The sequence below is a fragment of the Marinomonas arctica genome (assembly GCF_003259225.1).
GTDB lineage: Bacteria > Pseudomonadota > Gammaproteobacteria > Pseudomonadales > Marinomonadaceae > Marinomonas > Marinomonas arctica.
In genome coordinates this window covers 15,904-35,751 of sequence record NZ_QHJF01000040.1, presented here as the reverse complement: position 1 = coordinate 35,751, position 19,848 = coordinate 15,904, and the positions used below count along the sequence as shown (strand labels likewise).

Sequence of the window (19,848 nt, the reverse complement as noted above, 5' to 3'; positions counted from 1 at the left end):
AGGCTTGACCATATAACACCAAAGTGGTTTTGACACACAAAAGACACAGATTACGATAAAGCATCAGTCATGATGCGCATCGGTTTGATACTTGGTTATCGCTATTTCAAAAAAGAATTGTTAAAGATCCAAGCACGTCTTCGCGTGTTTTGAGACAAGCTAGCTGTAAAAGGCAAGCAGCACAACAGAGTGCCACTCAAAACAAACGCAACAGAATTGCTTGACGATCATAGAGGCGTTGAACCACCTGATCCCATCCCGAACTCAGAAGTGAAAAGCGCCATCGCCGATGGTAGTGTGGGAGATCCCATGTGAGAGTAGGTCGTCGTCAAGCTTTATATTTAAGAAGCCCTGATAGCTAACGCTGTTGGGGCTTTTTTTTGCCTCAAGGAAAGGCCTTTTGACGGCCTGAAGGCCGACCTACACGTGATTGGTTTTGTAGGTCGTGCTTTAGCGCGTCAGAGGGGTTGCAAAGGCCCAATTGCTTTTTGACGGCCTGAAGGCCGACCTACACGTGATTGGTTTTGTAGGTCGTGCTTTAGCGCGTCAGAGGGGTTGCAAAGGCCCAATTGCTTTTTGACGGCCTGAAGGCCGACCTACACGTGATTGGTTTTGTAGGTCGTGCTTTAGCGCGTCAGAGGGGTTGCAAAGGCCCAATTGCTTTTTGACGGCCTGAAGGCCGACCTACACGTGATTGGTTTTGTAGGTCGTGCTTTAGCGCGTCAGAGGGTTTGCAAAGGCTGAATGCTTTTTTACGGCCTGAAGGCCGACCTACACGTGATTGGTTTTGTAGGTCGTGCTTTAGCGCGTCAAAGGGGTTGTAAAGGCTAAATGCTCTGTATCGGCCTGAAAGCCGCCGACCTACAGTTTGGTTCAGGTTCAGGTTCAGGTTCAGTAGGTCTTGGCTTGTGTCCCTTTCACACGTCCAACACCTAATACTAAGATCAGCAGCCTCTGCCATTTCTCGAAAGATCGGTAGCTGTTTTCAGCTAATCTTGCGTGAAGATACTGTAAGTTGTGGCATCAGATAAAATATAAGGGTGTTATTGGTGCAGTCGATTGCCTTTTATTTAGGTGCTTCTTTAGATGTTGTTGTAAGAAGTTAGATATTAAGTAATATTTATTTTTCATCGTTTTATGATGATAAAGCTATAAAATACAATGAGATAGATGTTTCTTCTGGGAAGTAATTATTTTTAATGTGCGGTTTTATTAAAAATTGTTCAAAACTTGATTGACCCAGCGACTCAAAGCGGACTACAATCAGTTTCGTTTAAAAGAGTTGGCAATATTTATGTCCAGAGTTGCGAATATTACGTCATGTATGTTCGGTCCTGTTAAGTCATAAGTAATACCGAGTTTTTTTAGCACTATAACGTAAGCGATTAACGCTTGCGTATAAATTAACTTAACCTACAGGATAAACAGACATGTCTGACGTAGTAACTGGTACAGTAAAATTTTTCAACGAAACTAAAGGTTTCGGTTTCATCACTCAGGATTCTGGTCCTGATGTTTTCGTTCATTTCTCTGCAATCAACACTTCTGGTTTCAAAACTTTGGCTGAAGGCCAAAAAGTTGAATTCCAAGTAGCTCAAGGCAAAAAAGGCCCAGAAGCTCAAAACGTTACACCTTTATAAGGTAACGTTGCTGAGATTATACTCAGCAGTGCGAATGCTAAAAAGCGACTTCTAAGTCGCTTTTTTTGTTTTTGTAGGCTGGACTTTTTAAGTACAGTATTGATTTGAACTATTGATTTTAGAAACGTGAGGTGACGTTTTATGGCTGTTAAGTCATTGCAAGAGCAGTTATTGGGTGTTGGGCTCGTTGATAAAAAGAAAGTTAAAAAGCTAAAAGCTGAGACGCTTCAGCAGAAGCAAAAAATTAAAAAAGGCAAGATGCTTGCCACTGACGATACTGAGCGACAGGAGTCTCTAAAGCAACAAAGACTTGAGAAAGCAGAGAAGGATAGGGCATTAAATTTAGAGCGTCAAAAACTTGCTGAGCATAAGGCAGTTCAAGGTCAGATTAGACAGATGATAGAGCAAAACCGTATCCGAAAAGAAGACGGTGACATTACCTACCATTTCACTGACAGTAAAAAAGTAAAGCAGATATATATTAGCCAAACCATGCATGACGATTTAAGTAGAGGCCGTTTGGCTATTGTTAAGCTGGATCAGCAGTACGAAATTGTGCCTGAGCCTGTGGCTGTCAAGATTAATGAGCGTGATGCTTCTTACGTACTTGTTTGTAATAATCGTGTTGAAAGTGTTGATGACGACCCCTATGCCGATTTTAAAATACCCGATGATTTGATGTGGTAAAAGCATTTTTCTTCCTCTAAGAGGGTTTTTTAGCCCTCTTTGTCTTTATTTTTTCGCTTCTTATTCTTCTTAATTTTCTCTTAAAACGAGTTATCCCTCCTTTATTGACGAAAAATTTTCGAATCAATGTGCCAGTGTGTTTTTATAAGTGCACATTTAACCCACGACATTTTCATAAGGTGTTGTTATTTATTAGTTTTTTTATTTTCTTTGTTCAAAAAAACGATAGTAAATCCTTTTTATATGTAATGTTTCACAAAAAAAGCACGTATAGCGGATACTTGATGCAATTAGCTTGCACTAGGTTGTCAATTTCTGTGGAAAGTTTAGATTGTTTGACTGTTGCTTGCACATATCAAGCGCCTACAAGAAAAAGCGTACAAACATTTAAAAGGGAAACGAGAATGAAAAAATCGATTATTGCTATTGCTGTATCAAGTGCAGCTCTTGCGTCTGTCTCTGCTTATGCTGCTGAAGGCTCTACAGTAGATGTTTACGGTAACATCCAATATGCTTACGTTGACAAAGATGCTGGCGGCAACTTTGAAGATAACGGTTCTACTATTGGCTTGAAAGGCGAGACTAAAATCAATGATGATTTGACTGCTTTTTTCAAGTACGAATTAGAATTTGATGCTGACCAAAAATCTGGCGCTGATGACAACGGTAAAGCAGATCTAGACCAAGCTTTTGTTGGCTTGCAAGGTAACTTTGGTAAAGTGCAAATTGGTTCATTCGACACCATCTACAACAATGCGATTCAAGATGCAGTAGATCAATTTGAGAACTTTAGTGCTACAAATGCGGCTAAAACAACTGAAGGCGATACCATTGCTTACTTCTCTCCTTCAATAAACGGTTTTGAAGTACAAGCGGCAGTGCAAGTGAAAGGCGACGCAAGCGAAGGCCAAGCTACGAATGCTAACTATGACAAATCTTCTTCTATGATGGTTGTTAAGTATTCTACTGGTATCGTGTCTGCTGCATTGGGTTATGACACTCGTGACAATACTGCTGATGCGGAAGCGACTACGGGTCTAGCTATCACAGTGACTCCTTTGGAAAACTTGTCTGTCACGGCTAAATACGAAACAACTGAAGATACTCGTGATATTCTTGGTCTAGCAGGTCGTTACGGTTATGGTGCTGGCGATCTTTACGCTTCTTATCAAAATGTTGATCCTGAAGCCGCTGGTTCTGATGACTTCAATGAATACGCTGCAGGCGTGACTTACAACCTAGCGTCAAATGTTTATGTTTTCGCTGAAGTAGGTCAATTCACTTCTGCAGAAGATGACCAAACAGCGGTTGGTGTTTACTACGGTTTCTAAGATCCTCTTATAGACGATTTTATTTACTCTAAGGCTCCTCCCTACTCCCAATAAGGTGGGAGCCTTATGTTAAGTACGATCATTCAAGGTTCCATATATCTCTCTTGTAGGCGGATTGTTGGAACATTTTTGGCACCAGGTGGCAGCACCCGGTGCTTTTTTTTGCTTTGTACTTGTTGCGTAATGAATTTACGAAAAACTTGATTGTTATTTGACCAAACCGTTACACTTATTTTTCAATTATTTGGTGGCGGTTAACCATGCTTAACATGAACTTTGCTCAAACGGTATTCATTGAAACAGATAAGGTCGATTGGGTTGCCAGTCCTATGTCTGGTGTTCATAGAAAGCCATTAGCCAGAGAAGAGGCTGAACGTGGTCATGCGACTAGCTTAGTCCGCTACGATGCTGGTTCAGTTTTTCGTCCTCATCCACATCCTCTAGGAGAAGAAATCCTTGTCCTGAAAGGGGTTTTTTCTGATGAAAAAGGCGATTTTAAAGCCGGTAGTTACTTTCGTAATCCACCAGGTAGTAGCCATGCTCCACACAGTGTTGATGGTTGTCTTTTGTTGGTGAAGTTACATCAGTTTCAAACTTCCGATCTTAATCAGGTGTACATTAGTACGCCTAAGATTTGGTCTTCTACAGCGTCTGAAATATTCCCTCTTTATCAATTTGGTAATGAGCGGGTTTGGCTTGTTCGTATTCAGAATAGTGAGAATCTGTTAAGTGAATTAGACTTATCTGATTCGGTTGAGTTATTTATGATATCGGGCCAAGCTAATTACGACGGTTTGTTAATCTCCTCAGAGGGATGGTTGCGAGAGCCTAATTTTTTACTGAGTCATTGGCGTGTCGAATCCGATTGTTTTATTTGGATTAAGTCAGGGCATTTTTAGTCTTTATTAAGCTGTATATTGGGGTTTCTGTGAAGCATATTGTACCCGAACAAAAGCGAGTATTTTTACCTGTAGTAGACAATAATCAGTTATTTCCTGTCGGCCGAGTGTTTTGTGTTGGTCGTAATTATGCGGAGCATTCTAAAGAAATGGGAGACGATCCCGAAAGAGATCCACCTTTCTTTTTTATGAAGGATGCGTCGTGTGTCGTGCCTGTTACTTATTCAAATGTTACGCCTATCTCTTACCCGATGGCCACGTCACAGTTTGAATATGAAGTTGAGTTAGTTGTTGCTATCGGTAAAGGTGGTCGTCATTTAACGATGCAGCAAGCGAATGATGCCATTTTGGGTTATGCCGTCGGGTTAGACATGACTCGTCGTGATTTGCAAACGCAAGCCAAGAAGAAAAGTCGTCCATGGGAGATAGGTAAATCTTTTGATGAGTCCGCTCCGATAGGTCCCATTTCTTTAAAAAATGCTCAGCTTACTGCTGATATATCAACAGCGGAAATTGGCTTAAAAGTAAATGGCGATACAAAACAAATTAGTCACATTTCTAATTTAACTTGGTCTATAGAAGAAGTGATTTGCAAAATATCTGAGGTCTTCGAATTACGTCCAGGTGATTTAATTATGACAGGCACCCCTGAGAATGTTGGCGCTGTTGTTGTGGGTGACATCATGCAGGCTTGGGTTGCACATTTGGGAGAAATCCGAGTAAGTATTACTGGTTAAATTCGGTAAATTTCTCTAAGAGGCTTGATGCTGCTGGGTGTTTGTATTCGGTTAACAAGTGAATGGCTACTTCAGCAGTACATAAGCCTATATCTTTTTGATTACGACGCTTTTGGTACAAAGATTTGATGCCTTTAATTTCGTAATGTGCGAATGCTTTTAGGTAAGGCGATTGGTTGTATATTTTCTTAGCTTGTTGCCAAGTACCGTCAATAATAATGATGTTGTCGACTGTGGGTGTTAGATCAGTTAAAGATGTCTGTTGCTCATTTTTACATGGATATACCAATACGGTGTTAGCAGGCGAGAGTGCTAATACTGCCGTGCTTGGATCCACTCTGGACCACACAATTATTTCGCACTCGCTTTCTATCGTCTCTTTTACTATTTTACCTGTTCCAGATGGTTTTTTTAGTTCTTCACTGTGTGTCAGTAGCCAAATCTTCATGTTTATTTCAACTTCAATTAAGTGAGTGCGTATGTTTTGGTTATTATACTGCTAGTGACATGAACTAAAAATAAAAAAGCCCAACACCAATGTTGTAGGATGGCGTCAGGCTTTTTTGAATAGTAGATGGTTATTCTTTACCAATAGAGCCTATTTTATGAATGGCTAAATCCGCTCCGTTAAACTCATCTTCCTCACTTAGTCTTAAACCACTCACGGCTTTTACGGTTCCGTATACGATGAAGCCACTCAGTATTGCAACGAGAATACCCCCTAGGCTTCCTATGAGCTGCGAGGCAAGACTAACGCCACCCAGCCCGCCAAGTGCTTCGGAACCAAAGATGCCGGCAGCGATGCCTCCCCAGGCTCCACAGACGCCATGAAGTGGCCAAACGCCAAGCACATCGTCAGTGTGCTTAAATTTCTGCTGAATAACGGTAAACAAGACAGTGAAGATCATCCCAGCAATGGCTCCTGTTGCCAAGGCGCCAATGGGGTGCATGATGTCGGAGCCTGCGCAGATAGCGACCAAACCTGCTAGTGGGCCGTTGTGTATGAAACCAGGGTCATTTTTTCCAAATAGCATCGCCGCGATGATGCCTCCCACCATTGCCATTAAAGAGTTCACCGCGACTAGGCCACTGATGCCTTCTAATGTCTGAGCTGACATGACGTTAAAGCCAAACCAGCCTATGCATAAGATCCAAGCTCCTAATGCTAAAAAGGGTATGTTTGATGGTGCAAAGGCGACAAGTTTGCCATTTCTAAAGCGTCCTTTTCGAGTGCCCAGTAATAAAATAGCAGTTAAAGCGACCCAGCCTCCAAATGCATGGACAACAACAGACCCGGCAAAATCATGAAAAGGTGCGCCATATTGTGTTTCTAGCCAGCCCTGTATTCCATAATTACCATTCCAAACCATGCCTTCAAAGAGAGGGTAGGCGACACCAACAATCACAGCGGCAGAGACTAGCATGGGATAAAATTTCGCTCGTTCAGCTACACCACCAGATATGATGGCGGGGATGGCGGCTGCAAAAGTCATTAAAAAGAAAAACTTCACGAGACTGTAACCGTGTTCCTGAGACAGCACTGCGGCGCTATCAAAGAAGTTAACCCCATAGGCTATTTGATAGCCGATAAAAAAATAAACAAGGGCTGATATGGCGAAATCAGTCATTATTTTGACTAAGGCGTTGACTTGGTTTTTATGGCGAACGGTACCGACTTCTAAAAAAGCAAACCCAGCGTGCATGGCAAATACCATGATAGCTCCGAGTAAGATGAAGAGGGTGTTTGAGCTAGATACTAGCATTTCTACTGCACTATTTGAGGGTGTCACGGATTGCTCCTAATGGCTTTTCTGCACCAAAATGGTTTTGTTTGTTTGTTTTTTTGCCCTGCAATTGGGCTCTTTTACGTGTTTTCTTTGTCAAAAATCCGTTTATTCCTGTTTCTAGCAATAAATGTTCCACTGTTGCTTTTTTTTGGTGCTTTATTTTATTTTTATGTATTGGTGCACCATTTTGGTGTTTAGGTGGGTGTTATATTGTTTCAAGAGAGATCGTCATTGATTATGGTTATCTATGGAGAAAATATTACTTTTTTTAACAATACTTGCTTTCCATCTGCTTTCTATTTTACTTTCTAAGACATATTATATTTAGAAGTGTGTTTTTTGTGCTAACGCGAATTAATATACTTAACGTTAAGTCCTCGCTTATTTAAGCGTGGTTAAAAGACTGTTCATTAAGAGCAGCGAAAAATAAAATGAGGTTGTTATGTCAGGTCAATTAGTATCAGGTATTGTTAAATGGTTTAATGACGAAAAAGGATTTGGTTTCATTGCTCGTGAAGGCGGTCCTGATGTTTTTGTTCATTTTCGTTCTATAAATGGTAATGGTCGTCGTACTCTACAAGAAGGTCAGAAAGTGACGTTTGAAGTGACTCAAGGTCAGAAAGGTCCTCAAGCTGAGAATGTCACACCAGTGTAACTGGTGCTTTAATTGACTAAAAACCATGCGTTTAACCGCTTATTTTAGGTAAGATGTTAATGATGAGCATGGTTTTTTTATGCCCATTGTTTTTCATTAGTAGGAGAATGTTTTGTTACCTGTGTTGTACTCGTTTCGGCGTTGTCCTTATGCTATCAGGGCTAGGTATACACTTGCTTTCTTAAAGGTGTCTGTTTATCTGCGAGAGGTGGTTTTAAAAGCAAAACCCGACGCACTCTTATCACTAGGCGGTCGATCTACCGTTCCTCAGTTGATTGATGTTGATGGCGCGAGATATGCGGAGAGTTCCGATATTATTTTCTGGGCGCTTTCGAAGTCCAGTATAAAAAATAGATCCCAGCAGGTGTGGCCATCAGAAATAAAGCAAAGAAATAACATGAAGGCGTGGATCGCTTATAATGATCATTTTTTTAAATATTGGCTTGATCGTTATAAATACGCAGATAGATATCCCGATTTTTCGGAAGTGTATTACCGCTCTAAAGGGGAGGTGTTCTTACAAAGACTAGAAAATCGTTTAAAAAAGCGACGTTTTTTGTTTGGGGAGAGCGAAACCTTGCCTGACATTATGATTTTTCCATTTGTTCGTCAGTTTGTGGCCGTAAACCAAAGTTGGTTTGAGTCTTCTCACTATAATAATGTAAAAGTCTGGCTGGCTCGATTTGTCAATTCTGCTTTGTTTCAATCTGTTGTGATGACCAAATATGTGGCTTGGGAAGCGGGGCAGGCGGAAGTGCCTTTCCCCGCTTAAACCGTAGGCTTTACTCTATCAAGCCAAAGGTTACCCAGTATAAGAAGCTAGGATCAGCATCACTAGGTTGTTGTATTGGAACGAACTGACCTTGCTTACCAATATAGGAAGAGTTAGGGAAGTTCTGTTTTAACACGGAAAAATTAGTATCAGCTAGATCGATTTTTTCCAAGTCGTTATAAGACTGAACACTGATTGCTAGAGCCTCTTCTATAGACTGTGAGCTTGGGTAATTTTGAATGACCTCTTGGCTGCGACGAAGTGCAGAAAGCGGTGCTTTCCTTTTTAGGTAATAGCGAGCCACTTGCAATTCATGACGAGCGACCATTTCACGTAAATAGTACATGCGCGCTTTACCATCTGGTGCATAGGCGCTGTTTGGAAAACGAGAAGTAAAATCCGCTAATTCGTTGAAGGCCTTAGACAGTTCTTTCGAGTCTCTTTCACTGGGGTCTAAGTTTAAGTAGCGAGACATTAAACTCTCTGCCCCCTTGTAAGTAGATAGGGCACGCATGTAGTAAGCGTAATCAACCGAATCATGTTCCGGGTGGTTTTTGATAAAGCGTTCAGCTGCCGCGTGAGCCGCAATGAAGTCGCTTGCTTCCATTTGGGCATAAATAAGGTCTAATTCTGCGCGTGTGCTGAATTCGCCAAATGGATAGCGTGAATCTAAGTCTTTGAGGTGTTTTATTGCAGTGGATGGTAAGTTTTCTTTCAGTGCCTGCTGCGCTTTATCATAATAAACGCGTTCAGGCAGGTCTGGCTCTTGTACTTGTTTACTTGAACAAGCCACAATTAATAAAGAAAAACCAACTATTCCAGAGAATCGGAGCAACGAGTGATGAAATCCCATGTATAATCAAAACCTTGATATGGTAGTAGATTAGCCTCAATCGGCATTTTGTAGCGTTAAATTGCGAAAGATGATGAAGTGCAAGGCGCTACACGTTTTTTCACTTTCAGACTCTATGATAAATTTAATGAGCTGAAAACAACAGATTAAAGTACATTGTATGGCAGAGCGCATAGTAAAAGAAGCCCAAGTTCCGTTCGATTTGGGTGGTAATCGATTTGATCAGATCGCAACAGAGCTGTTTAGTGACTATTCTCGCTCACGAATTCAGAGCTGGATTAAAGAAGGTGCCTTAACGGTTGATGGCAAACTGACTAAACCGAAAGAAAAATTGTTTGGTGGTGAGTTGGTGTCATTGGACATAGTGATCGAAGCTCAAGAAGAGCATGAAGCGCAAGAAATGGCGCTAGACGTCGTTTATGAAGATGACGACATTATGATCATCAACAAGCCTGCCGGATTGGTTGTGCATCCAGCGGTGGGCAATCGCGATGGTACCTTGATGAATGCGATCCTTCACCATGCGCCTGAAACAGCTCACCTGCCTCGCGCGGGGATTGTGCATCGCTTAGATAAAGAAACCACAGGGTTGATGGTCGTGGCTAAAACGTTGGCAGCACAGACCGATTTGGTTATGCAGCTGCAAGAACGCAGCATGGGACGTGAATATGAAGCCGTTTCGATTGGCGTGATGACCGGTGGTGGCGTTGTTGATCAGCCTATCGGCCGTCACCCACACAATCGCCAAAAACAAGCGGTTGAGCCTGTTAATGGTAAAGAAGCTGTAACCCATTACCGCTTGGTGGAACGCTTTAAAAACCATACGCATATTCGCTTGAAGTTGGAAACGGGTCGTACGCACCAAATTCGTGTGCACATGGCATTTATTCAGTATCCATTGGTCGGTGATCCTCAATACGGTGGTCGTCTAAAAATGCCAAAGGCTTGTTCCCCAGAATTACAAGACGAGTTGAGACACTTTCGTCGTCAGGCGCTGCATGCCAAAAAACTCGAGCTTGCTCATCCTATTACCGGGAAATGGATGGAATGGGAAATTGATTTGCCCGATGATATGAAAAAACTGTTGGATGCGCTTCGAAAAGACACGGTGGAGTCCGGTAGTAACGATTCTGAGTATTTTTAAAGCGATACGACTAAAAAAAGGCAGCTTCGGCTGCCTTTTTATTTAAAAGATAATGGTTTTAAACAAAGCGGTTTTGGAGATTTTTATGGTGTCTCATAGTGATTCTTTCATTTGTCCAAATTGGCCTGCGCCTCCTTCGGTACGGGCTTATGTGTCGACTCGCTTGGGTGGTGTGAGTGAACACCCATTTAATGAGCTTAACCTCGGGGCCCATGTTGGTGACGACATGAATCATGTGGCCGAAAATCGTCGTTTGTTTGCGAATGCCATCGGCATGCCCCAGTCTGTTCAATGGCTCAATCAAATTCACGGCACTGATGTTGTGTGCTTGCCTTGTCGTGATTTGCCTGACAGTGGTGATGCCGCGGTGTCTGAGCAACTGAATCAGGTGTGTGCGGTTTTAACGGCAGATTGCTTGCCTGTCTTTTTTTGTGATAAAGCGGGTACAAAAGTAGCGGTTGCCCATGCTGGCTGGCGCGGTTTATGCGCGGGCATTTTAGAGGCAACCTTAGAGCAGTTTGATGAGCCTGAAAACGTCTTAGTGTGGTTGGGGCCTGCCATTGGTCCTGATGCGTTTGAAGTGGGTGATGATGTTCGTGAGGCATTTATTGCTGAACAGCAAGAGGCGCAATTGGCCTTTGTGGCGACAGAGAAAGGCAAATGGCTTGGTAACTTATACCTGCTTGCAAGGCAGCGACTAATAGCCAAAGGCGTGGTTGAGATCTCTGGTGGTCAGTATTGTACCTTGACTGACAAGGATCGCTTTTATTCGTATCGCCGTGACGGAAAAACAGGACGTATGGCGTCTGTTATCTGGCTAGAGAATAAATAAAGTAGGTTTTATTGACCAGTGTCAAAAAAATGACACCCGTCTATTGAAAAGTGACTAAGCGCACTTATTAAGTGGGAAGTGTCTTTGTTTTATTATTTTTGGTCAGGAGGTTCCTATGCGAATCGATCGTTTAACCAGTAAATTACAACTTGCTCTTTCTGATGCGCAATCTATCGCGCTTGGCCACGATCATTCTTATATCGAGTCATTGCATTTAATGATGGCGTTGCTCGATCAGCAAGGCGGCAGTACTCGACCGATTTTGCAGCAAGCGGGGGTTCAGGTTGCTAAGTTTCGTGAGGGTTTAAATCATCTTTTGACTAAGCTGGCGACGGTCAAAGATCATGATGGCAACGTGCAAATGTCACCAGAGTTAGGCCGTTTGCTAAACTTGGCCGATAAAGAAGCGCAAAAGCGCAAAGACCAATATATTTCTTCCGAATTGGTTTTGATGGCGATGTTTGACGGTAAGGATGACTTAGCAAAGGCACTTAAAACGACAGGGGTTACAAAAGCCGATATTGCTACCGTGATTGATCAGGTGCGCGGCGGAGAATCTGTGAATGACCCAAATGCTGAAGAAAGTCGCCAGGCATTGGATAAATATACGGTTGATCTCACTGCAAGAGCGGCACAAGGTAAACTTGACCCTGTGATTGGTAGAGACGATGAAATACGTCGAACAATTCAGGTTTTACAGCGTCGCCGTAAGAATAACCCCGTTTTGATTGGTGAACCTGGGGTGGGAAAAACCGCCATTGTAGAAGGGCTCGCTCAACGAATTATTAATGGTGAAGTGCCTGAAGGGCTAAAAAACAAGCGGGTATTATCACTTGATATGGGCGCTTTAATTGCTGGGGCGAAGTATCGTGGAGAGTTTGAAGAGCGTCTAAAGGCTTTGCTGAATGAGCTTTCTAAGCAAGAAGGTCAAGTGATTTTATTTATTGATGAAATTCATACCATGGTTGGCGCCGGCAAATCAGAAGGTTCTATGGACGCTGGCAATATGCTCAAGCCAGCCCTTGCACGTGGTGAATTACATTGTGTGGGTGCGACAACACTCAATGAATATCGTCAATACATTGAAAAAGATGCTGCGTTGGAGCGCCGCTTTCAAAAAGTGCTGGTGGAAGAGCCTAGCGTACTGGATTCTGTCGCTATTTTGCGTGGTTTGAAGGAGCGTTACGAAGTTCATCACGGTGTCGATATTACCGATTCGGCCATTATTGCTGCCGCCAAGCTGTCTCAGCGCTACATTACCGACCGTCAATTACCAGACAAAGCGATCGATTTGATTGATGAAGCCGCTAGCCGTATTCGTATGGAGATGGATTCAAAGCCTGAAGATATGGATCGTCTAGAGCGTCGTTTGATTCAATTGAAAATTGAAAAAGAAGCGCTGAAGAAAGAAAAAGACAAGGCATCCAAACTAAGATTGGATGAATTGGACAGTGAAATAAACACTCTGCAAAAGCAGTTTTCTGACCTAGAAGAAATCTGGAATGCCGAAAAAGCAGCGGTTCAAGGTGCGCAAAAGCTTAAAGAGGATTTAGAAGCGGTTCGCCATGAAATGGAAGAGGCGCGTCGTAGTGGCAATTTGGCGAAAATGTCTGAGTTGCAATACGGTGTGATTCCTATGCTGGAGACAGAAATAGAGAAAGCCAGTCAAGCAGAAGAAAATACCGCGACGCGTCTATTGAAACGACGCGTTACGGAAGAAGAAATCGCAACCGTGGTTTCTCGATGGACTGGGATCCCTGTTGATAAGATGTTGGAGGGAGAGCGAGACAAGTTATTACGAATGGAAGACGCACTCCATGAATCGGTCATGGGGCAGAATGAAGCCGTCTCAGCGGTCTCTAACGCGGTTCGCCGTTCCCGATCAGGCTTAGCAGACCCGAATAGACCAAACGGCTCTTTTCTTTTCCTAGGCCCCACAGGCGTTGGTAAAACAGAACTTTGTAAGTCTTTGGCGAGGTTTTTGTTTGATACCGAGCAGGCAATGGTGCGTATCGATATGTCGGAGTTTATGGAGAAGCACTCTGTTGCTCGTTTGATTGGGGCGCCACCGGGTTATGTTGGGTATGAGGAAGGTGGTTATCTAACGGAAGCGGTTAGGCGTCGACCTTACTCCGTTCTGCTGCTTGATGAGGTGGAAAAGGCACATCCTGATGTGTTTAATATTCTTCTCCAAGTATTAGACGATGGTCGTTTAACGGATGGTCAGGGGCGCACGGTAGACTTTAAAAATACCGTCATTGTTATGACCTCTAATTTGGCTTCGGATTTGATTCAAGAGTATCAATCAGCGGATCAATATGAAGAGATTAAAGCCAAAGTAATGGAAGTGGTTGGCATGCATTTTCGGCCAGAGTTTATCAACCGAATTGATGAGGCCGTGGTGTTTCATCCGTTGATGAAATCGCAAATTAAAGGCATTGCAACGGTTCAACTTTCTCATTTGAATGAGCGATTGGCAGAGATGGGCATGTCTTTAGTGCTAACAGAGGTCGCAGCAGATCAATTGGTTGAAGTGGGCTACGATCCGATCTATGGAGCTCGCCCATTAAAACGCGCGATACAGAGATGGGTTGAAAACCCTTTGGCAAATGAATTGTTAGCAGGGCATTTTGTGACTGGAGACCGCATTATGGCTGATGTCTTTGAAGGAAGGTTTGTTTTTTTAAAGGCCAATTAATGATAGCTTGAATGCATCAATTTACTGTTATTAATGTAAAAAAGCCCGCTGATTGAATGTTTACATCAGCGGGCTTTTTATTGCAAATCATCTAAGGTTTAGAAATCGACGAAAGCGCCAATGAATACGCCTTTTGGTTCAATCATACCTGCAGACTTAAAGTCTTCTTTTACTGTTCTGTAACCCAACTCTAACCCAGCAAATACTAGAGGTTGGAATTTTACTTTGAATGTCGTATCGGTAATGTCGGCATCACTGCCACCGCCAGACTTAAATTCGCCACCAACGGATAAAGCAGTCCCTGGAATATCTAAAAAAGCAGAAACATATAATAGTGGATAAGTGCCATCAATGGATGAGTTTGCATGGTCAATCTTTCTAAATGTTGCACCAGCGTCCAGATTTAATAGCGTCAGCCCATCCAGTAATTCGTAATAAAGAGTGTAATCATCATAGGATAAGTCGTTTTCGTTTTTGTCTTCAATCGACTGATGTTGTAAGCGAATATTTGGAATAAGAGGGATTGGGTGCTCGATTGCAATACCAAAATAGGAGTTTAAGTCGACGTCATTTTTCCCGCTATTTGACGCATAGGTTCCGGCTTCAGCAGTTAATCCTAGTACGTCTGCATGGGCAGCGCTTGCGAGCAAAGCGGTCGAAAGTAAAAGAGCTGATTTCATAATTAGCGTCCATATATCATCAAGTAGAGTAAATTTTGTCTGATTATAAGTTGAAGAGAGACAAAAACCAATGAAATAAGGAGAAGATATGGAGTAATGTGTAGAATATTTACAGTAGATGGCTGGGGTAGCTGGATTCGAACCAACGCATGACGGGATCAAAACCCGTTGCCTTACCGCTTGGCGATACCCCAATATGTCGAATTATGGTGGCTATAACTAGATTCGAACTAGTGACCCCATCATTATGAAGGCCCAATTGCTTCCAACTGAGCTATATAGCCTTGCATATATATTTTTGCTAAAAAGCATCGATGGCTGGGGTAGCTGGATTCGAACCAACGCATGACGGGATCAAAACCCGTTGCCTTACCGCTTGGCGATACCCCAATATGTCGAATTATGGTGGCTATAACTAGATTCGAACTAGTGACCCCATCATTATGAGTGATGTGCTCTAACCAACTGAGCTATATAGCCTTGCATATATATTTTTGCTAAAAAGCATCGATGGCTGGGGTAGCTGGATTCGAACCAACGCATGACGGGATCAAAACCCGTTGCCTTACCGCTTGGCGATACCCCAACATGTCGAATTATGGTGGCTATAACTAGATTCGAACTAGTGACCCCATCATTATGAGTGATGTGCTCTAACCAACTGAGCTATATAGCCATTTGTTTGATGGCTGGGGTAGCTGGATTCGAACCAACGCATGACGGGATCAAAACCCGTTGCCTTACCGCTTGGCGATACCCCAACAGACTAACAAAAAAACAGTTTACATAAAATGATCGACTGCCTCTGTGGCGCGATATTATTCATATAACTTGTTAATGGGTCAAGTCTTTTTCTTAAAATGTTTGATTATCTCTTAAACATTAAAGCGGAAATGCATCACATCGCCGTCTTTTACGACGTAATCTTTCCCTTCTAAGCGCCATTTTCCAGCTTCTTTGGCACCGCTTTCACCCTTATATTGAATGAAATCATTGTAACTGATTACTTCCGCACGGATGAAACCTTTTTCAAAGTCTGTGTGGATCACACCTGCAGCCTGTGGGCCTGTTGCGCCTTTTTTGATGGTCCAAGCACGGACTTCTTTAACGCCTGCTGTAAAGTAGGTCTGAAGGCCTAGTAATTCATAACCTGCACGAATGACTCGATCCAGACCAGGCTCTTCCATGCCCATTTCATCTAGGAATTCTTGCATCTCTTCCGCGTCTAGCTCAGAAATTTCTGCTTCAAGCTGGTTACAGATAGGGACGACCATGGCGCCTTCTGCTTCAGCAATGGCGCGTACTTGGTCTAGATGCGGGTTATTTTCAAAGCCATCTTCTGCTACGTTGGCGATGTACATGGTTGGTTTTGTGGTTAAAAGATGAAGTGAACGAACTTCTTTTTTCTCTTCATCTGACATTTCCAGAGCGCGAACGGGTAAGCCATTTTCTAAATGTTCTTTGATGCGTTCAAGGAACGCTTTGTGGGCGATGGCATCTTTGTTGCCACTTTTCGCATTTTTGGCAGTACGGAAAAGTTGTTTGTCGATCGACTCGATGTCAGCAAAAATCAATTCAAGGTTGATGACTTCAATGTCTAGCTTTGGGTTAACATGGTTTGAAACGTGAATAACATTGTCGTCTTCAAAACAGCGAACAACATGAGCAATGGCATCGGTTTCACGAATGTTGGCAAGAAATTTATTGCCAAGACCTTCGCCTTTTGACGCCCCTTCAACTAAGCCTGCAATGTCAACAAACTCCATCGTTGTTGCCAATACACGCTCTGGTTTCACTATGGCAGCTAAAGCGTCTAGGCGTGGGTCTGGCATGGCAACCACACCCGCATTTGGCTCTATAGTACAGAAGGGGAAGTTTTCTGCACCAATGCCTGCTTTGGTTAATGCATTAAATAGAGTCGATTTACCAACGTTAGGTAGCCCAACGATGCCGCAATTAAAACCCATAGTGAGATTCCTAATAATTAAATGGTTATGCTTTGAAGCTATGAAGCTGATTCATGACGGCGTTTAACTTGCCGCATACAATGTCATCAACATAACGTAATGATTCGTCGATTGTTTGTTCTATTTTTGCATAGTCGTCTGGCGCCGCTTTCTTTAACACGTAATTGGCGACTTGGCTTGCATGGCCTGGGTGCCCTATGCCTATTCTTAGGCGGCCAAATTCTCTATTGTTTGCCAGCTTTGCAATAATATCTTTTAGTCCGTTGTGCCCACCATGTCCACCACCTTGCTTTAATTTAACTGTGCCCGGGGGAATATCAAGTTCATCGTGAATAACAAGGATTTCTTCAGGAGGGATTTTATAGAATTGACACACGGCCTGAACCGCTTTACCGCTTAAATTCATATAGGTGGTGGGAATCAGCAGATAGCACTCTTCACCAGCTATATAAACTTTGCCAAATTGGCCAAAAAACTTTTTTTCTACGCGAAGAGCGCATTGGCTCTGACGAGCCAATGCTTCAATCCACTGAGCGCCTGCATTGTGGCGAGTATTTTCGTACTCGCTGCCTGGATTTCCCAAGCCGACTAATAATCTGAAACCTGCCACAATACTGCCTTCAATGATCTTAACGTTTAGACTTACCGATACGAGCGATAGGTTGGTCGTGATCTTCGCCTTTAAGCAAAGATACAAGCTCTACGCCTTCTGGAAGGATAACATCAGACAAGTGGAAAATTTGATCAAGTTGGCCTTTGATCACGTCAACAACCAATACTTCAGGAAGATTTGCTGGTAGGCAACGTACTTCAGCCAATTTAGATTCGATAGTCAAACGACCACCTTGGCTCTTAACGCCTTCACTTTGTGCTGCATTGATGAAGCTTAAAGGAACGCGAGTAGTGATCACTTTGTCAGCTTGAGCGCGCTGAAGGTCCATGTGCATTACGGCGCCGCTTGATGGGTGGCGTTGTAGTGCTTTCACAAGAACTTGTTCCGTTTTACCTTCAACAGTTACTTCAACTAGGCCAGTCAAGAAGCCAGGAGTAGCAACGGCTTTCAGTAGCTCGTTGTCTTTGAAAGAGATAGATACTGGAGCAGTATCACCGCCATAAATAACAGCTGGCACTAGGCCTTCGTTACGAAGGCGGCGGCTCGCACCTTTACCTTCTTGAGTACGTGCTGCGGCATTAATAGATAATGACATGGTATTTTCCTAATAATTAATAAAGTTTGTGCCCAGAAATGCGACCCGTTCCGAGCGTTAGTGTTTGGTTTAGGCCCCAAACATGGCACTGATAGACTCTTCGTTGCATACGCGACGAACAGCCTCCGCCATAATGTCAGACATCGACAACTGGCGTATTTGAGGGCAGTTAAGCGCCTCTTGTGTCAATGGGATGGTATCAGTCACGACCAACTCATCAAGCACGGAATTTCTGATGTTTTCAATGGCTTTGCCAGACAGTACTGGGTGAGTGCAGTAAGCAAGCACTTTAGCCGCACCGTGTTCTTTAAGGGCTTTTGCGGCGGCACACAATGTTCCACCGGTATCGCACATGTCATCCACTAAAACGCATGTTTTGCCTGCTACGTCACCGATTAAGTGCATGATTTGGGCTTCGTTAGCGCGAGGGCGACGCTTGTCAATGATGGCTAAGTCCGCATCATCTAGTAATTTTGCAAAAGCGCGAGCACGAACAACACCACCCACATCAGGAGAAACCACCGTGATGTTTTCGTGGCCTTGACGCTGCAAATCGTCAAGTAGCAAAGGTGTGGCATAGACGTTATCAACAGGGATATCGAAAAATCCTTGGATTTGGTCTGCGTGTAGATCCACCGTTAACACACGATTGATGCCTACAGCAGAAATCATGTCGGCAACCACTTTTGCTGTAATAGGTACGCGAGCAGAGCGCACACGGCGGTCTTGTCGAGCGTAGCCAAAATATGGAATAACAGCGGTCACACGAGTAGCAGATGCACGACGCAGCGCATCGGCCATGACAATGAGTTCCATTAAGTTGTCGTTACTTGGTGCACAGGTAGATTGGATAATGAAAACGTCTTTACCGCGAACATTCTCATTGATCTCGACCGTAATCTCTCCATCGCTGAACTTACCTACGGTTGCGTTGCCGATAGGGAGCCCTAGGCGGCGTACCACTCTGCGAGCGAGTTCAGGGTTTGCATTACCGGTAAAAACCATCAACTTGGACACTGTATATACCCTTTGTATTTTATAGCGATGACTATTGATTAGCCAAGAAAAGACTGGCCGAGGAAAGTGTGTTTATACAGGCACACTAGCTCCTATTTTGCTCAATCCACTGGTTTAGCGCATCGTGTGTTGGAGAAGTGTTACAGCCACGGCAAACCCAACTTTGCCACTTTGTCGGTGTAGACAATCTTACTCGCTCAGCGTCGTGCATATTATCGAAGGCGAGAAAGAGGCAAGCGCCAGTCCCCGTTAGCTTTGCATCACCATGGTTTTTCAACCACAAATACGCTTCATTAACGTCAGGATAGTGCTTTCTCACTACGTCCAAGCAATCATTATGCCCACCCAGCTTCAAGGCGTGCGATATTCTGAGGGGAGGGGTGTCTCTTGTCAAATATTTATCGGTAAAAATTTGACCAGTTGAGACATGGCAATCGGGCTTAACAAGCAAAAAATAGGGCGTGTCTAGTTCGACTTTTTGCAGCTTCTCTCCAATCCCTTCAGCAAAGGCCGCAAACCCCATAACAAACACCGGAATGTCCGCGCCTAGTTTAACACCAAGTTTAGCCAGCTCTGCTAACGATAAATGGCATTCCCAAAGGACATTTAAAGCCAGTAAAGCCGTGGCTGCGTTTGAACTTCCACCGCCGATTCCTCCTCCCATAGGTAATTGTTTTGTCAGAGTAATATCTATACCGAAAGAGGGATCTTTTTTGTATGGTGTGAGTAATTTTGCCGCTTTATAAACAAGGTTATCTTCGGTAGGTAATTGCGCAATAATCGGCGAAATAGTGATCTGATTATTGCGTGTTAAGGCGAAGTCGAGCGTGTCACATAAATCAATAAACTGAAATAGGGTTTGCAGCTCATGGTAGCCGTCTTCTCGTCGCCCTGTAATGTGTAAAAATAAATTTAATTTCGCAGGAGAAGGTAATTGCATT

The 19,848-nt window shown here is 43.3% G+C and carries 19 protein-coding genes, 7 tRNA genes, 1 rRNA gene and 1 pseudogene; 12 read left to right on the top strand and 16 right to left on the bottom strand.

What is annotated here, in order from left to right:
• Positions 1–219: 219 nt before the first annotated feature.
• The 6 genes from rrf to DK187_RS19500 all read left to right on the top strand — a co-directional run bounded on the left by rrf (position 220) and on the right by DK187_RS19500 (position 5,294).
• A 5S ribosomal RNA gene (gene rrf / locus DK187_RS19525) occupies positions 220–334 on the top strand.
• Positions 335–1,430: 1,096 nt separating this feature from the next.
• Positions 1,431–1,640, top strand: coding sequence for a cold-shock protein (locus DK187_RS19520; RefSeq protein ID WP_024024079.1), 210 nt, complete (start codon positions 1,431–1,433; stop codon positions 1,638–1,640).
• Between the two features lie 141 nt (positions 1,641–1,781).
• Complete coding sequence (locus DK187_RS19515) at positions 1,782–2,327, top strand: DUF2058 domain-containing protein (RefSeq protein WP_111608981.1); 546 nt, start codon at positions 1,782–1,784, stop codon at positions 2,325–2,327.
• A gap of 404 nt (positions 2,328–2,731) precedes the next feature.
• Positions 2,732–3,658: a porin gene (locus DK187_RS19510; protein WP_111608980.1), complete on the top strand. Its 927-nt coding sequence runs from the start codon at positions 2,732–2,734 to the stop codon at positions 3,656–3,658.
• Between the two features lie 260 nt (positions 3,659–3,918).
• A complete protein-coding gene (locus DK187_RS19505) occupies positions 3,919–4,557 on the top strand; it encodes a cupin domain-containing protein (protein ID WP_111608979.1) in 639 nt (212 codons plus the stop codon).
• Positions 4,558–4,586: 29 nt separating this feature from the next.
• Positions 4,587–5,294 (top strand): fumarylacetoacetate hydrolase family protein, encoded by a 708-nt coding sequence (locus DK187_RS19500; RefSeq protein WP_111608978.1) that lies wholly within the window; start codon positions 4,587–4,589, stop codon positions 5,292–5,294.
• On the opposite strand, the gene DK187_RS19495 is transcribed toward DK187_RS19500, so the two are convergent.
• Both DK187_RS19495 and DK187_RS19490 read right to left on the bottom strand, forming a co-directional pair.
• The gene (locus tag DK187_RS19495) at positions 5,284–5,742 is read right to left on the bottom strand and encodes a DTW domain-containing protein (RefSeq protein WP_111608977.1); all 459 of its coding nucleotides are present in this window, start codon (positions 5,740–5,742) and stop codon (positions 5,284–5,286) included. The two genes, DK187_RS19500 and DK187_RS19495, sit on opposite strands and share 11 nt — an antisense overlap.
• A gap of 130 nt (positions 5,743–5,872) precedes the next feature.
• Entirely contained in the window at positions 5,873–7,084 is a 1,212-nt protein-coding gene (locus DK187_RS19490; RefSeq protein WP_111608976.1) for an ammonium transporter, read from the bottom strand.
• Between the two features lie 439 nt (positions 7,085–7,523).
• On the opposite strand from DK187_RS19490, the gene DK187_RS19480 reads away from it, so the two are divergent.
• The 3 genes and pseudogenes from DK187_RS19480 to DK187_RS21430 all read left to right on the top strand — a co-directional run bounded on the left by DK187_RS19480 (position 7,524) and on the right by DK187_RS21430 (position 8,508).
• Positions 7,524–7,736, top strand: coding sequence for a cold-shock protein (locus tag DK187_RS19480; protein WP_111608974.1), 213 nt, complete (start codon positions 7,524–7,526; stop codon positions 7,734–7,736).
• Between the two features lie 121 nt (positions 7,737–7,857).
• Positions 7,858–8,055: pseudogene (locus DK187_RS21435) on the top strand (glutathione S-transferase N-terminal domain-containing protein); the annotation flags it as partial.
• A gap of 78 nt (positions 8,056–8,133) precedes the next feature.
• Complete coding sequence (locus DK187_RS21430; RefSeq protein WP_223232394.1) at positions 8,134–8,508, top strand: glutathione S-transferase C-terminal domain-containing protein; 375 nt, start codon at positions 8,134–8,136, stop codon at positions 8,506–8,508.
• Between the two features lie 10 nt (positions 8,509–8,518).
• On the opposite strand, the gene DK187_RS19470 is transcribed toward DK187_RS21430, so the two are convergent.
• The gene (locus DK187_RS19470; protein ID WP_111608972.1) at positions 8,519–9,361 is read right to left on the bottom strand and encodes an outer membrane protein assembly factor BamD; all 843 of its coding nucleotides are present in this window, start codon (positions 9,359–9,361) and stop codon (positions 8,519–8,521) included.
• Positions 9,362–9,521: 160 nt separating this feature from the next.
• On the opposite strand from DK187_RS19470, the gene rluD reads away from it, so the two are divergent.
• The 3 genes from rluD to clpB all read left to right on the top strand — a co-directional run bounded on the left by rluD (position 9,522) and on the right by clpB (position 14,035).
• Complete coding sequence (gene rluD, locus DK187_RS19465; RefSeq protein ID WP_111608971.1) at positions 9,522–10,505, top strand: 23S rRNA pseudouridine(1911/1915/1917) synthase RluD; 984 nt, start codon at positions 9,522–9,524, stop codon at positions 10,503–10,505.
• 85 nt (positions 10,506–10,590) lie between these two features.
• Complete coding sequence (pgeF, locus tag DK187_RS19460; protein WP_111608982.1) at positions 10,591–11,337, top strand: peptidoglycan editing factor PgeF; 747 nt, start codon at positions 10,591–10,593, stop codon at positions 11,335–11,337.
• Between the two features lie 115 nt (positions 11,338–11,452).
• Positions 11,453–14,035 carry an ATP-dependent chaperone ClpB gene (gene clpB, locus DK187_RS19455; protein ID WP_111608970.1) on the top strand — a complete coding sequence of 861 codons (2,583 nt, stop codon included), beginning with the start codon at positions 11,453–11,455 and terminating at the stop codon, positions 14,033–14,035.
• A 98-nt stretch (positions 14,036–14,133) separates the two neighbouring features.
• Here the strand turns inward: clpB and DK187_RS19450 are convergent, their stop codons facing one another.
• The 13 genes from DK187_RS19450 to ispE all read right to left on the bottom strand — a co-directional run bounded on the left by DK187_RS19450 (position 14,134) and on the right by ispE (position 19,847).
• On the bottom strand, positions 14,134–14,715 hold the full coding sequence (locus DK187_RS19450; RefSeq protein WP_111608969.1) for a TIGR04219 family outer membrane beta-barrel protein: 582 nt from the start codon (positions 14,713–14,715) through the stop codon (positions 14,134–14,136).
• A gap of 119 nt (positions 14,716–14,834) precedes the next feature.
• Positions 14,835–14,909 (bottom strand) — tRNA-Gln (locus tag DK187_RS19445).
• A 13-nt stretch (positions 14,910–14,922) separates the two neighbouring features.
• Positions 14,923–14,999: transfer RNA gene (locus DK187_RS21165), tRNA-OTHER, on the bottom strand.
• 31 nt (positions 15,000–15,030) lie between these two features.
• Positions 15,031–15,105: transfer RNA gene (locus DK187_RS19440), tRNA-Gln, on the bottom strand.
• A gap of 13 nt (positions 15,106–15,118) precedes the next feature.
• Positions 15,119–15,195 (bottom strand) — tRNA-Met (locus tag DK187_RS19435).
• Between the two features lie 31 nt (positions 15,196–15,226).
• Positions 15,227–15,301: transfer RNA gene (locus DK187_RS19430), tRNA-Gln, on the bottom strand.
• Positions 15,302–15,314: 13 nt separating this feature from the next.
• Positions 15,315–15,391: transfer RNA gene (locus DK187_RS19425), tRNA-Met, on the bottom strand.
• Between the two features lie 10 nt (positions 15,392–15,401).
• A tRNA-Gln gene (locus tag DK187_RS19420) sits at positions 15,402–15,476 on the bottom strand.
• Positions 15,477–15,590: 114 nt separating this feature from the next.
• Positions 15,591–16,682, bottom strand: a complete 1,092-nt coding sequence (ychF, locus tag DK187_RS19415) for a redox-regulated ATPase YchF (protein ID WP_111608968.1) — start codon at positions 16,680–16,682, stop codon at positions 15,591–15,593.
• 25 nt (positions 16,683–16,707) lie between these two features.
• Positions 16,708–17,292 (bottom strand): aminoacyl-tRNA hydrolase, encoded by a 585-nt coding sequence (pth, locus tag DK187_RS19410; RefSeq protein ID WP_111608967.1) that lies wholly within the window; start codon positions 17,290–17,292, stop codon positions 16,708–16,710.
• A 19-nt stretch (positions 17,293–17,311) separates the two neighbouring features.
• Positions 17,312–17,890 (bottom strand): 50S ribosomal protein L25/general stress protein Ctc, encoded by a 579-nt coding sequence (locus DK187_RS19405; protein WP_111608966.1) that lies wholly within the window; start codon positions 17,888–17,890, stop codon positions 17,312–17,314.
• A 69-nt stretch (positions 17,891–17,959) separates the two neighbouring features.
• Positions 17,960–18,907, bottom strand: a complete 948-nt coding sequence (locus DK187_RS19400) for a ribose-phosphate diphosphokinase (RefSeq protein WP_111608965.1) — start codon at positions 18,905–18,907, stop codon at positions 17,960–17,962.
• A gap of 85 nt (positions 18,908–18,992) precedes the next feature.
• On the bottom strand, positions 18,993–19,847 hold the full coding sequence (gene ispE, locus DK187_RS19395; protein ID WP_111608964.1) for a 4-(cytidine 5'-diphospho)-2-C-methyl-D-erythritol kinase: 855 nt from the start codon (positions 19,845–19,847) through the stop codon (positions 18,993–18,995).
• Position 19,848 lies beyond the last annotated feature (1 nt).

Coding starts and splice junctions, on each gene's coding strand:
- DK187_RS19520 (WP_024024079.1), top strand. CDS start 1,431: ATGTCTGACGTAGTAACTGGTACAGTAAAATTTTTCAACGAAACTAAA.
- DK187_RS19515 (WP_111608981.1), top strand. CDS start 1,782: ATGGCTGTTAAGTCATTGCAAGAGCAGTTATTGGGTGTTGGGCTCGTT.
- DK187_RS19510 (WP_111608980.1), top strand. CDS start 2,732: ATGAAAAAATCGATTATTGCTATTGCTGTATCAAGTGCAGCTCTTGCG.
- DK187_RS19505 (WP_111608979.1), top strand. CDS start 3,919: ATGCTTAACATGAACTTTGCTCAAACGGTATTCATTGAAACAGATAAG.
- DK187_RS19495 (WP_111608977.1), bottom strand. CDS start 5,742: ATGAAGATTTGGCTACTGACACACAGTGAAGAACTAAAAAAACCATCT.
- DK187_RS19480 (WP_111608974.1), top strand. CDS start 7,524: ATGTCAGGTCAATTAGTATCAGGTATTGTTAAATGGTTTAATGACGAA.
- DK187_RS21430 (WP_223232394.1), top strand. CDS start 8,134: ATGAAGGCGTGGATCGCTTATAATGATCATTTTTTTAAATATTGGCTT.
- DK187_RS19470 (WP_111608972.1), bottom strand. CDS start 9,361: ATGGGATTTCATCACTCGTTGCTCCGATTCTCTGGAATAGTTGGTTTT.
- rluD (WP_111608971.1), top strand. CDS start 9,522: ATGGCAGAGCGCATAGTAAAAGAAGCCCAAGTTCCGTTCGATTTGGGT.
- pgeF (WP_111608982.1), top strand. CDS start 10,591: ATGGTGTCTCATAGTGATTCTTTCATTTGTCCAAATTGGCCTGCGCCT.
- clpB (WP_111608970.1), top strand. CDS start 11,453: ATGCGAATCGATCGTTTAACCAGTAAATTACAACTTGCTCTTTCTGAT.
- DK187_RS19450 (WP_111608969.1), bottom strand. CDS start 14,715: ATGAAATCAGCTCTTTTACTTTCGACCGCTTTGCTCGCAAGCGCTGCC.
- ychF (WP_111608968.1), bottom strand. CDS start 16,682: ATGGGTTTTAATTGCGGCATCGTTGGGCTACCTAACGTTGGTAAATCG.
- DK187_RS19405 (WP_111608966.1), bottom strand. CDS start 17,890: ATGTCATTATCTATTAATGCCGCAGCACGTACTCAAGAAGGTAAAGGT.
- ispE (WP_111608964.1), bottom strand. CDS start 19,847: ATGCAATTACCTTCTCCTGCGAAATTAAATTTATTTTTACACATTACA.